Annotated in this window: 10 protein-coding genes and 4 pseudogenes; 9 read left to right on the top strand and 5 right to left on the bottom strand. The window is 68.8% G+C overall.

All coding sequences use genetic code 11. The annotated features are described in order from the left end of the window. Nucleotides 1-79: 79 nt before the first annotated feature. Nucleotides 80-1,156, top strand: a pseudogene (locus G6O69_RS41080) (hypothetical protein); the annotation flags it as partial. A gap of 955 nt (nucleotides 1,157-2,111) precedes the next feature. Here the strand turns inward: G6O69_RS41080 and G6O69_RS41075 are convergent. Together G6O69_RS41075 and G6O69_RS37280 are read right to left on the bottom strand one after the other, a co-directional pair. Beyond that, nucleotides 2,112-2,828 carry a M12 family metallopeptidase gene (locus tag G6O69_RS41075; protein WP_172304208.1) on the bottom strand — a complete coding sequence of 239 codons (717 nt, stop codon included), beginning with the start codon at nucleotides 2,826-2,828 and terminating at the stop codon, nucleotides 2,112-2,114. An 11-nt stretch (nucleotides 2,829-2,839) separates the two neighbouring features. Next, on the bottom strand, nucleotides 2,840-3,208 hold the full coding sequence (locus G6O69_RS37280) for a hypothetical protein (RefSeq protein WP_176397321.1): 369 nt from the start codon (nucleotides 3,206-3,208) through the stop codon (nucleotides 2,840-2,842). Between G6O69_RS37280 and G6O69_RS37275 the strand changes: the two genes are divergently transcribed. The 3 genes from G6O69_RS37275 to G6O69_RS37265 are packed head-to-tail and all read left to right on the top strand — an operon-like array spanning nucleotide 3,179 to nucleotide 4,250. Continuing rightward, on the top strand, nucleotides 3,179-3,385 hold the full coding sequence (locus tag G6O69_RS37275; RefSeq protein ID WP_176397320.1) for a hypothetical protein: 207 nt from the start codon (nucleotides 3,179-3,181) through the stop codon (nucleotides 3,383-3,385). The two genes, G6O69_RS37280 and G6O69_RS37275, sit on opposite strands and share 30 nt — an antisense overlap. Then, the gene (locus tag G6O69_RS37270) at nucleotides 3,385-3,522 is read left to right on the top strand and encodes a hypothetical protein (RefSeq protein ID WP_176397319.1); all 138 of its coding nucleotides are present in this window, start codon (nucleotides 3,385-3,387) and stop codon (nucleotides 3,520-3,522) included. The genes G6O69_RS37275 and G6O69_RS37270 overlap by 1 nt, the downstream gene beginning before the upstream one ends. Nucleotides 3,523-3,533: 11 nt before the next feature. Next, on the top strand, nucleotides 3,534-4,250 hold the full coding sequence (locus G6O69_RS37265) for a M12 family metallopeptidase (RefSeq protein ID WP_172304208.1): 717 nt from the start codon (nucleotides 3,534-3,536) through the stop codon (nucleotides 4,248-4,250). Here the strand turns inward: G6O69_RS37265 and G6O69_RS37260 are convergent. Then, entirely contained in the window at nucleotides 4,247-6,427 is a 2,181-nt protein-coding gene (locus G6O69_RS37260; protein ID WP_176396849.1) for a TIGR04551 family protein, read from the bottom strand. The genes G6O69_RS37265 and G6O69_RS37260 overlap by 4 nt on opposite strands. Before the next feature lie 159 nt (nucleotides 6,428-6,586). On the opposite strand from G6O69_RS37260, the pseudogene G6O69_RS42590 reads away from it, so the two are divergent. The 4 genes and pseudogenes from G6O69_RS42590 to G6O69_RS41050 all read left to right on the top strand — a co-directional run. After that, a pseudogene (locus tag G6O69_RS42590) lies at nucleotides 6,587-6,772 on the top strand (glycoside hydrolase family 3 protein); the annotation flags it as partial. An 80-nt stretch (nucleotides 6,773-6,852) separates the two neighbouring features. Then, complete coding sequence (locus G6O69_RS41060) at nucleotides 6,853-6,990, top strand: glycoside hydrolase family 3 N-terminal domain-containing protein (protein ID WP_255216825.1); 138 nt, start codon at nucleotides 6,853-6,855, stop codon at nucleotides 6,988-6,990. Between the two features lie 82 nt (nucleotides 6,991-7,072). After that, nucleotides 7,073-7,225: pseudogene (locus G6O69_RS42585) on the top strand (glycoside hydrolase family 3 N-terminal domain-containing protein); the annotation flags it as partial. A 64-nt stretch (nucleotides 7,226-7,289) separates the two neighbouring features. Continuing rightward, on the top strand, nucleotides 7,290-7,700 hold the full coding sequence (locus G6O69_RS41050; RefSeq protein WP_255216824.1) for a glycoside hydrolase family 3 N-terminal domain-containing protein: 411 nt from the start codon (nucleotides 7,290-7,292) through the stop codon (nucleotides 7,698-7,700). A gap of 568 nt (nucleotides 7,701-8,268) precedes the next feature. Here G6O69_RS41050 and nagZ read toward each other — a convergent pair. Both nagZ and G6O69_RS41045 read right to left on the bottom strand, forming a co-directional pair. After that, nucleotides 8,269-9,179, bottom strand: a pseudogene (gene nagZ, locus G6O69_RS37250) (beta-N-acetylhexosaminidase). A gap of 44 nt (nucleotides 9,180-9,223) precedes the next feature. Continuing rightward, entirely contained in the window at nucleotides 9,224-9,385 is a 162-nt protein-coding gene (locus G6O69_RS41045) for a hypothetical protein (RefSeq protein WP_255216823.1), read from the bottom strand. Between the two features lie 159 nt (nucleotides 9,386-9,544). Between G6O69_RS41045 and G6O69_RS41750 the strand changes: the two genes are divergently transcribed. After that, entirely contained in the window at nucleotides 9,545-10,507 is a 963-nt protein-coding gene (locus G6O69_RS41750) for a hypothetical protein (RefSeq protein WP_176397318.1), read from the top strand. The last annotated feature ends 483 nt before the right edge of the window (nucleotides 10,508-10,990 follow it).

Here is a 10,990-nt window from a genome sequence, read left to right as displayed (position 1 = left end):
CCTCGGCCTCGGCGTCGCAACTGGCCTTGGATTGGGCCTCGGATTGGGCCTCTCGGCGACGGCCTGGGCCGCCCCGCCGATGGGGGGGACCGGCTCGGGTGCCATGCCCGGCGGCCAAGCCGGCCCGGGTGGCCCAGGCGGCCCGCCCGGCGGCGGCGACAGTGAAGACGGCCCGGCCGAGGCCGCGCCCAAGGACAAGGGCGCCCTCGCCCCGGTCGTCCCGGTCCCGGCGCAGCCCGAGGGTCGGCGCAAGGTCCAGCTCTTCGAGCTCCACGGCTACTTCCGCATGCGCGCGGACTACTTCCACCGCCTGGACCTCAACCTCGACTACGACGATCTCGACACCGAGACCAACAAGTTCTTCATCCCTCCGGCCGAGACCGCCGAGCTCAACGACGAGGGCGACCTCTCGTCCAACGACGCCAGCTGCTACCAGCAGCTGAGCTCCGCCGGAGTGAGCGCGACGAAGATCAGCCAGCGCTGCGCCCGTCGCCGCGGCACCTCGAGCGCCAACCTCCGCCTGCGCCTCGAGCCCACGATCCACGTCACCGACACGGTCAAGGTCCACGCCCAGGTCGACCTGCTCGACAACCTGGTGCTCGGCAGCACCCCCCAGGGCTTCGCCGCCGAGAACCCCTGGGCGCCCGTCAGCCTGTTCACCCGCTCGATGGCCGCGCCCACCCAGGGCGTGAACTCGCTGACCGACAGCATCACGGTCAAGCGCGCCTGGGGCGAGATTCGCTTCGGCTTCGGCATGACCCTCGAGGCCGGCCGCATGCCCAACCACTGGGGTATGGGCATCTTCTATAACGACGGCAACGGCTACGATCGCGGCGAGCACGCCGACATCGTGCGCATGGTCGACACCGACTACGGTGACTCCGTCGACTCGGTCAAGCTGACCTTCGACTTCGGCCCCGACAAGCGCAACGCCCTGACCTTCGGCGTGAGCTACGACTGGGCGTCCAGTGGCCCGACCACGGCCCAGCTGCTCGGCGCCGAGTGGGACTCGGGCAACCTCGTCGCCCAGGCCTTCTCGGCCGAGAAGTACGACGACGTCCGCCAGTTCAGCATCTTCCTCGAGCGCCGCGACGACCCCGGCATGCTCCAGCGCAAGCTGTCGAGCGGCCTGCCCGTGGTCAACTACGGCTTCAAGTCCTGGTTCCGCTGGCAGACCCTCGATCGCGCCATCGGCACCCCCGGCATCGGCGACGGCCTGGGCGGCAACGCCACCGTCGACTCCGAGGTCGACCCCAGCGGCCTGTCCCACGCCGGCGTGTCCCTGGGCAACGGCGGCTACGACGACGACGGCGACAGCGGCCTCGAGAACTACGCCTACTCGCTGGTCCAGCGCCGCGGCTGGCTGCTGACCCCCGACCTGTGGCTGCGCATCAACTGGCGGACCATGCGGGTCGAGCTCGAGGCCGCCGGCGTGTTCGGCAGCTTCCGCCACCGCGACCTCGACGAGGACCGCACGAGCACCGACTTCGACGAGATCATCGAGACCGCGCTCGCCGACGAGCTCACCCGGGTGATCCAGTTCGGCTACGCGCTCGAGTTCAAGTACGGCCTGTTCAACGACCGCTTCCACATCGGCGTCGACCACGGCATGGCGACCGGCGACAGCTCGCCGCCCACGGCCCTGAACTACGCCTCGGCCTTCCCCAACGACACCAGCTCCATGGGGACGCTCAGCGACGGCTCGCCGAGCACGCTCTCGGCCTTCCGCTTCAACCCCGCCTACGTCCAGGACCTGCTGCTCTTCAAGGAGCTGCTCGGGACCGTGTCGAACGCGGCCTACGTCAAGCCCTGGCTGGCCTTCTACTTCTTCCAGAACAACTTCAGCGCCCGCGCGGACATCGAGTTCGCCGGCGCCTACGACAGCCGCGGCACCCTCGCCGGCGACAAGTCGATCTGGGGCCTCGAGCTGGCCGGCTCGGCCCGCTACCACGACGTCGACGACCCGATCTTCATCCAGCTCCAGTACGGCGTGATGTCCCCTTCGGCGGCTTCGAGCCCATCGTCACCTCCGGCTCCGGCGCGGACGCGACGACCGAGCGCCTCGACGCCAAGGCGGTCCAGACCGTCCAGGCGCAGCTGGGCATCCGGTTCTAGAGCGGGCTCGCCTCCGCGCAGAGCTCCTGGATCTTGCGCACGTCGCTGGCGTGCAGGGTCATGTCGTCGCTGCCTTTCGCGCGGGCCATCGACTGGATCAGCCGGACGTCCTCCATCGTGGTCTTGATCGCCTTCCCCTTCGCCTTATCGCCGCTGCTGGACGAGCGCTGATGCTTGGGTTTGCTGTCGCCCTTGATGTCGACGGTCTTGTTCTGGAGGGCCGCCTGGATCGCCGGTGAATTGGCGAAGGCCGTGAGCCGGTAGCACATCACCGAGGCGTTGTTGTAATTGCCGTCGCTCTCGTTGAAGAAGCTCCGAGCCCCGTTGGCGTGGTTGTTCCAGTCCTCGTGGTCGACGCCCTGGAGGTATTTTCCGAGCTTGCAGCGGGCGAAGTAGTGCTGGTGGCCAAGGCCGAGGCAGTGGCCCATCTCGTGGAACAAGCAGTGTTCGTCGTAGGAGAGGATCTGGGGCCCGCCCTGACGACCGACGGGAGACGCACCTCCGCCACCTCCGCCCGTGTACCGGAACACGACGTAGTCCTCCTCGTCGTCCCGCGGGAACCACAGGTCGAGGCCGACGCTGACGTTGAAGCTGTGGAGCATCGCCATGAGGTTGTTCTCCGTGAACCTCGCGCTGTCGTAGGACTGCGCCTCGATCACGCAGGGCACGCCCCTACGCCAGTGTTTTTTTTGACTCCGAATCCACACGTTCATGGTGCTCTCTCCTAGGAAAACAGACCGCCGATGGTCTTGCCGAACTTCTCGGCCTCCTTGCCGATGTTCTTGCCGAACTTCTCGAACTCCTTGCCGAGGCCATTGAAGGCCTTCTCGATGTCCTTGGGCGCGAAGCCGGCGCTCTTCATCAGCTTCTCGACCTCCTTGGGCCCGGCGCCGTAGGCCTTGGCGATGCCCTTGGCGAAGTCATCGGCCCCGGACTCGACGGCGAGCCACCCCTTCTCGACGGCCTCGGCGACGTCGTCGAGGCCGCCGAGGACGTCCCCGAAGATCTGCTCGGCGCCGTCCTCGATGGCCTGCAGCGCGGGCTGGTCAGGTTTTGGGGGGGTGTGGGGTTCCCCCCTGACCTGACCAGCCACGCGCTGCAGGCCATCGAGGACGGCGCCGAGCAGATCTTCGGGGACGTCCTCGGCGGCCTCGACGACGTCGCCGAGGCCGTCGAGAAGGGGTGGCTCGCCGTCGAGTCCGGGGCCGATGACTTCGCAAGGGCATCGCCAAGGCCTACGGCGCCGGGCCCAAGGAGGTCGAGAAGCTGATGAAGAGCGCCGGCTTCGCGCCCAAGGACATCGAGAAGGCCTTCAATGGCCTCGGCAAGGAGTTCGAGAAGTTCGGCAAGAACATCGGCAAGGAGGCCGAGAAGTTCGGCAAGACCATCGGCGGTCTGTTTTCCTAGGAGAGAGCACCATGAACGTGTGGATTCGGAGTCAAAAAAAACACTGGCGTAGGGGCGTGCCCTGCGTGATCGAGGCGCAGTCCTACGACAGCGCGAGGTTCACGGAGAACAACCTCATGGCGATGCTCCACAGCTTCAACGTCAGCGTCGGCCTCGACCTGTGGTTCCCGCGGGACGACGAGGAGGACTACGTCGTGTTCCGGTACACGGGCGGAGGTGGCGGAGGTGCGTCTCCCGTCGGTCGTCAGGGCGGGCCCCAGATCCTCTCCTACGACGAACACTGCTTGTTCCACGAGATGGGCCACTGCCTCGGCCTTGGCCACCAGCACTACTTCGCCCGCTGCAAGCTCGGAAAATACCTCCAGGGCGTCGACCACGAGGACTGGAACAACCACGCCAACGGGGCTCGGAGCTTCTTCAACGAGAGCGACGGCAATTACAACAACGCCTCGGTGATGTGCTACCGGCTCACGGCCTTCGCCAATTCACCGGCGATCCAGGCGGCCCTCCAGAACAAGACCGTCGACATCAAGGGCGACAGCAAACCCAAGCATCAGCGCTCGTCCAGCAGCGGCGATAAGGCGAAGGGGAAGGCGATCAAGACCACGATGGAGGACGTCCGGCTGATCCAGTCGATGGCCCGCGCGAAAGGCAGCGACGACATGACCCTGCACGCCAGCGACGTGCGCAAGATCCAGGAGCTCTGCGCGGAGGCGAGCCCGCTCTAGAACCGGATGCCCAGCTGCGCCTGGACGGTCTGGACCGCCTTGGCGTCGAGGCGCTCGGTCGTCGCGTCCGCGCCGGAGCCGGAGGTGACGATGGGCTCGAAGCCGCCGAAGGGGAACATCACGCCGTACTGGAGCTGGATGAAGATCGGGTCGTCGACGTCGTGGTAGCGGGCCGAGCCGGCCAGCTCGAGGCCCCAGATCGACTTGTCGCCGGCGAGGGTGCCGCGGCTGTCGTAGGCGCCGGCGAACTCGATGTCCGCGCGGGCGCTGAAGTTGTTCTGGAAGAAGTAGAAGGCCAGCCAGGGCTTGACGTAGGCCGCGTTCGACACGGTCCCGAGCAGCTCCTTGAAGAGCAGCAGGTCCTGGACGTAGGCGGGGTTGAAGCGGAAGGCCGAGAGCGTGCTCGGCGAGCCGTCGCTGAGCGTCCCCATGGAGCTGGTGTCGTTGGGGAAGGCCGAGGCGTAGTTCAGGGCCGTGGGCGGCGAGCTGTCGCCGGTCGCCATGCCGTGGTCGACGCCGATGTGGAAGCGGTCGTTGAACAGGCCGTACTTGAACTCGAGCGCGTAGCCGAACTGGATCACCCGGGTGAGCTCGTCGGCGAGCGCGGTCTCGATGATCTCGTCGAAGTCGGTGCTCGTGCGGTCCTCGTCGAGGTCGCGGTGGCGGAAGCTGCCGAACACGCCGGCGGCCTCGAGCTCGACCCGCATGGTCCGCCAGTTGATGCGCAGCCACAGGTCGGGGGTCAGCAGCCAGCCGCGGCGCTGGACCAGCGAGTAGGCGTAGTTCTCGAGGCCGCTGTCGCCGTCGTCGTCGTAGCCGCCGTTGCCCAGGGACACGCCGGCGTGGGACAGGCCGCTGGGGTCGACCTCGGAGTCGACGGTGGCGTTGCCGCCCAGGCCGTCGCCGATGCCGGGGGTGCCGATGGCGCGATCGAGGGTCTGCCAGCGGAACCAGGACTTGAAGCCGTAGTTGACCACGGGCAGGCCGCTCGACAGCTTGCGCTGGAGCATGCCGGGGTCGTCGCGGCGCTCGAGGAAGATGCTGAACTGGCGGACGTCGTCGTACTTCTCGGCCGAGAAGGCCTGGGCGACGAGGTTGCCCGAGTCCCACTCGGCGCCGAGCAGCTGGGCCGTGGTCGGGCCACTGGACGCCCAGTCGTAGCTCACGCCGAAGGTCAGGGCGTTGCGCTTGTCGGGGCCGAAGTCGAAGGTCAGCTTGACCGAGTCGACGGAGTCACCGTAGTCGGTGTCGACCATGCGCACGATGTCGGCGTGCTCGCCGCGATCGTAGCCGTTGCCGTCGTTATAGAAGATGCCCATACCCCAGTGGTTGGGCATGCGGCCGGCCTCGAGGGTCATGCCGAAGCCGAAGCGAATCTCGCCCCAGGCGCGCTTGACCGTGATGCTGTCGGTCAGCGAGTTCACGCCCTGGGTGGGCGCGGCCATCGAGCGGGTGAACAGGCTGACGGGCGCCCAGGGGTTCTCGGCGGCGAAGCCCTGGGGGGTGCTGCCGAGCACCAGGTTGTCGAGCAGGTCGACCTGGGCGTGGACCTTGACCGTGTCGGTGACGTGGATCGTGGGCTCGAGGCGCAGGCGGAGGTTGGCGCTCGAGGTGCCGCGGCGACGGGCGCAGCGCTGGCTGATCTTCGTCGCGCTCACTCCGGCGGAGCTCAGCTGCTGGTAGCAGCTGGCGTCGTTGGACGAGAGGTCGCCCTCGTCGTTGAGCTCGGCGGTCTCGGCCGGAGGGATGAAGAACTTGTTGGTCTCGGTGTCGAGATCGTCGTAGTCGAGGTTGAGGTCCAGGCGGTGGAAGTAGTCCGCGCGCATGCGGAAGTAGCCGTGGAGCTCGAAGAGCTGGACCTTGCGCCGACCCTCGGGCTGCGCCGGGACCGGGACGACCGGGGCGAGGGCGCCCTTGTCCTTGGGCGCGGCCTCGGCCGGGCCGTCTTCACTGTCGCCGCCGCCGGGCGGGCCGCCTGGGCCACCCGGGCCGGCTTGGCCGCCGGGCATGGCACCCGAGCCGGTCCCCCCCATCGGCGGGGCGGCCCAGGCCGTCGCCGAGAGGCCCAATCCGAGGCCCAATCCAAGGCCAGTTGCGACGCCGAGGCCGAGGGTCGATCCCAAGATCGGACCCAAGACAGAGGTCGCGAAGCACAGTGGTCGCCGAGGAGTGGGCATGAAAGCGGGGCACGATAGCCAGCGTCCGATGACCCGTCAACGCCGGGCCTGGAGCTCGTTTAGAGGCTTTAGGTGCAAATTGCGCCAGGATTGGGGGCGCCCTGGGGGTGCGCGATCGCGGCAGCGCACGCGGCCCTCGGCTTGGCGTACCCTGGCCCGATGAGCGCCCAGTGGCACCCCGGCCAGCTGCTCTTCGTCGGCTTCCCGGGTCGCACGATCCCCCCAGACCTCGCGGCCTGCATCCGCGAAGGTCGCGTCGGCGGGGTGATCTTGTTCAAGCGCAACGTCGGCGAGCCCAGCGAGGTCCGCGAGCTGGTCCGTGAGCTCCACGCGCTGGCCCCCGCGGACGCGCCGCTGACCGTGGCCGTGGACCAGGAGGGCGGCCGGGTCCAACGCCTGCGAGATCCTGGACCGAGTGGCCGCCGATGCGCGCCCTGGGCTCGCGCAGCGTGGCGGACACGGCCCGCTTCGCCGCGGCCATGGCCCTCGAGCTGCTCGACTGCGGCTTCGACCTCGACTTCGCGCCGGTGGTCGACGTCGACAGCAACCCGACAACCCAGTGATCGGCGACCGCAGCTTCGCCCGCGACGCGGCTCGGGTCTCGGCTCACGCCACCGCCTTCATCCAGGCCATGCAGGGCAAAGGCTGGCCGCCTGCGCCAAGCACTTCCCCGGTCACGGCGACACGGATCTCGACAGCCACCTCGCGCTGCCGCGCCTCGACCACGGCCGCGAGCGCCTCGATCGCGTCGAGCTCCCGCCCTTTCGCGCGGCGGTCGAAGCTGGCGTGGCCAGCGTGATGACGGCCCACGTGCTCTACCCGCGCCTCGACCCCAAGCGCCCGGCCACGCTCTCCCGAGGTCATGGGGGTGCTGCGCGACGAGCTCGGCTACGACGGCCTGGTGCTCTCCGACGACATCGAGATGCGGGCCGTCGCGGATCACTTCTCCGTCGAGGCGCGCAGCCTCGGGGCGCTGCGCGCAGGCGTCGACGTGATCTTGGCCTGCTCCGCGGCGGACCTGCGCGAAGAGGTGATCGCCAAGCTCGAGGCGGCCCCGGACGCGCTGGTCGAGGACGCGCTGCGTCGCGTGGTCGCGTTCAAGGCCCGCTTTCAGGCTCCGGCGGTCGTGCCCCTGAGCGAGCTCGGGCCGCCCTTTGCGAGCCACCGGGCCCTGGCCGAGTCCCTGCGGGTGCCGGCGAGCGAGGACCCGGGGACTGATCCAGCTGATCCAGCTGATCCAGCTGATCTAATCGATCCCACCGAGCGCGACTGAGCTGCGGCTCGTGCATCACGCGTCTTCGTGAGTGGTGGCGCGGCCCAGGTCGCGCGGCTGGTCGTCCGTTTTCGTGAGGATCTGTATCGCGCGTTTCGCTCGCAGACGCTTGGATCACAGATCGGCTGTAGCGACTTCAAAACGAGATTTCGAGCGCTCACGAGGAGGCGCGCGCGTGGAGGGGGGCGACTTTGCCCCTCGTGTAATTAGATTGTGTTCGTGCTCTGGCGCCTCGTCAGCGCGATATCCTGGCAGGCGAGACGAGCATGACGCGATGCGCGACGCGATGGCGCATCGTCATGCTCGTCTCGCCTGGCCAGGATATCGCGCTGACGAGGCGCCAGAGCACGAACACAATCTAATTACACGAGGGGCAAAGTCGCCCCCCTCCACGCGCGCGCCTCCTCGTGAGCGCTCGAAATCTCGTTTTGAAGTCGCTACAGCCGATCTGTGATCCAAAGCGTCTGCGAGCGAAACGCGCGATACAGATCTCACGAAAACGGACGACCAGCCGCGCGACCTGGGCCGCGCCACCACTCACGAAGACGCGTGATGCACGAGCCGCAGCTCAGTCGCGCTCGGTGGGATCGATTAGATCAGCTGGATCAGCTGGATCAGCTGGATCAGTCCCCGGGTCCTCGCTCGCCGGCACCCGCAGGGACTCGGCCAGGGCCCGGTGGCTCGCAAAGGGCGGCCCGAGCTCGCTCAGGGGCACGACCGCCGGAGCCTGAAAGCGGGCCTTGAACGCGACCACGCGACGCAGCGCGTCCTCGACCAGCGCGTCCGGGGCCGCCTCGAGCTTGGCGATCACCTCTTCGCGCAGGTCCGCCGCGGAGCAGGCCAAGATCACGTCGACGCCTGCGCGCAGCGCCCCGAGGCTGCGCGCCTCGACGGAGAAGTGATCCGCGACGGCCCGCATCTCGATGTCGTCGGAGAGCACCAGGCCGTCGTAGCCGAGCTCGTCGCGCAGCACCCCATGACCTCGGGGGAGAGCGTGGCCGGGCGCTTGGGGTCGAGGCGCGGGTAGAGCACGTGGGCCGTCATCACGCTGGCCACGCCAGCTTCGACCGCCGCGCGAAAGGGCGGGAGCTCGACGCGATCGAGGCGCTCGCGGCCGTGGTCGAGGCGCGGCAGCGCGAGGTGGCTGTCGAGATCCGTGTCGCCGTGACCGGGGAAGTGCTTGGCGCAGGCGGCCAGGCCTTTGCCCTGCATGGCCTGGATGAAGGCGGTGGCGTGAGCCGAGACCCGAGCCGCGTCGCGGGCGAAGCTGCGGTCGCCGATCACTGGGTTGTCGGGGTTGCTGTCGACGTCGACCACCGGCGCGAAGTCGAGGTCGAAGCCGCAGTCGAGCAGCTCGAGGGCCATGGCCGCGGCGAAGCGGGCCGTGTCCGCCACGCTGCGCGAGCCCAGGGCGCGCATCGGCGGCCACTCGGTCCAGGGATCTCGCAGGCGTTGGACCCGGCCGCCCTCCTGGTCCACGGCCACGGTCAGCGGCGCGTCCGCGGGGGGCCAGCGCGTGGAGCTCACGGACCAGCGCGGACCTCGCTGGGCTCGCCGACGTTGCGCTTGAACAAGATCACCCCGCCGACGCGACCTTCGCGGATGCAGGCCGCGAGGTCTGGGGGGATCGTGCGACCCGGGAAGCCGACGAAGAGCAGCTGGCCGGGGTGCCACTGGGCGCTCATCGGGCCAGGGTACGCCAAGCCGAGGGCCGCGTGCGCTGCCGCGATCGCGCACCCCCAGGGCGCCCCCAATCCTGGCGCAATTTGCACCTAAAGCCTCTAAACGAGCTCCAGGCCCGGCGTTGACGGGTCATCGGACGCTGGCTATCGTGCCCCGCTTTCATGCCCACTCCTCGGCGACCACTGTGCTTCGCGACCTCTGTCTTGGGTCCGATCTTGGGATCGACCCTCGGCCTCGGCGTCGCAACTGGCCTTGGATTGGGCCTCGGATTGGGCCTCTCGGCGACGGCCTGGGCCGCCCCGCCGATGGGGGGGACCGGCTCGGGTGCCATGCCCGGCGGCCAAGCCGGCCCGGGTGGCCCAGGCGGCCCGCCCGGCGGCGGCGACAGTGAAGACGGCCCGGCCGAGGCCGCGCCCAAGGACAAGGGCGCCCTCGCCCCGGTCGTCCCGGTCCCGGCGCAGCCCGAGGGTCGGCGCAAGGTCCAGCTCTTCGAGCTCCACGGCTACTTCCGCATGCGCGCGGACTACTTCCACCGCCTGGACCTCAACCTCGACTACGACGATCTCGACACCGAGACCAACAAGTTCTTCATCCCTCCGGCCGAGACCGCCGAGCTCAACGACGAGGGCGACCTCTCGTCCAACGACGCCAGCTGCTACCAGCAGCTGAGCTCCGCCGGAGTGAGCGCGACGAAGATCAGCCAGCGCTGCGCCCGTCGCCGCGGCACCTCGAGCGCCAACCTCCGCCTGCGCCTCGAGCCCACGATCCACGTCACCGACACGGTCAAGGTCCACGCCCAGGTCGACCTGCTCGACAACTGGTGCTCGGCAGCACCCCCAGGGCTTCGCCGCCGAGAACCCCTGGGCGCCCGTCAGCCTGTTCACCCGCTCGATGGCCGCGCCCACCCAGGGCGTGAACTCGCTGACCGACAGCATCACGGTCAAGCGCGCCTGGGGCGAGATTCGCTTCGGCTTCGCATGACCTCGAGGCCGGCCGCATGCCCAACCACTGGGGTATGGGCATCTTCTATAACGACGGCAACGGCTACGATCGCGGCGAGCACGCCGACATCGTGCGCATGGTCGACACCGACTACGGTGACTCCGTCGACTCGGTCAAGCTGACCTTCGACTTCGGCCCCGACAAGCGCAACGCCCTGACCTTCGGGCGTGAGCTACGACTGGGCGTCCAGTGGCCCGACCACGGCCCAGCTGCTCGGCGCCGAGTGGGACTCGGGCAACCTCGTCGCCCAGGCCTTCTCGGCCGAGAAGTACGACGACGTCCGCCAGTTCAGCATCTTCCTCGAGCGCCGCGACGACCCGGCATGCTCCAGCGCAAGCTGTCGAGCGGCCTGCCCGTGGTCAACTACGGCTTCAAGTCCTGGTTCCGCTGGCAGACCCTCGATCGCGCCATCGGCACCCCGGCATCGGCGACGGCCTGGGCGGCAACGCCACCGTCGACTCCGAGGTCGACCCCAGCGGCCTGTCCCACGCCGGCGTGTCCCTGGGCAACGGCGGCTACGACGACGACGGCGACAGCGGCCTCGAGAAACTACGCCTACTCGCTGGTCCAGCGCCGCGGCTGGCTGCTGACCCCCGACCTGTGGC

The organism is Pseudenhygromyxa sp. WMMC2535 (assembly GCF_011083025.2).
This window is presented reverse-complemented; position numbering and strand designations above follow the sequence as displayed.

Bases quoted from the DNA above. Each gene is read 5' to 3' on its own strand.
- G6O69_RS41075 (WP_172304208.1), bottom strand. From the start codon at position 2,828: ATGAACGTGTGGATTCGGAGTCAAAAAAAACACTGGCGTAGGGGCGTG.
- G6O69_RS37270 (WP_176397319.1), top strand. From the start codon at position 3,385: ATGAAGAGCGCCGGCTTCGCGCCCAAGGACATCGAGAAGGCCTTCAAT.
- G6O69_RS37265 (WP_172304208.1), top strand. From the start codon at position 3,534: ATGAACGTGTGGATTCGGAGTCAAAAAAAACACTGGCGTAGGGGCGTG.
- G6O69_RS37260 (WP_176396849.1), bottom strand. From the start codon at position 6,427: ATGCCCACTCCTCGGCGACCACTGTGCTTCGCGACCTCTGTCTTGGGT.
- G6O69_RS41060 (WP_255216825.1), top strand. From the start codon at position 6,853: ATGCGCGCCCTGGGCTCGCGCAGCGTGGCGGACACGGCCCGCTTCGCC.
- G6O69_RS41050 (WP_255216824.1), top strand. From the start codon at position 7,290: ATGGGGGTGCTGCGCGACGAGCTCGGCTACGACGGCCTGGTGCTCTCC.
- G6O69_RS41045 (WP_255216823.1), bottom strand. From the start codon at position 9,385: ATGAGCGCCCAGTGGCACCCCGGCCAGCTGCTCTTCGTCGGCTTCCCG.
- G6O69_RS41750 (WP_176397318.1), top strand. From the start codon at position 9,545: ATGCCCACTCCTCGGCGACCACTGTGCTTCGCGACCTCTGTCTTGGGT.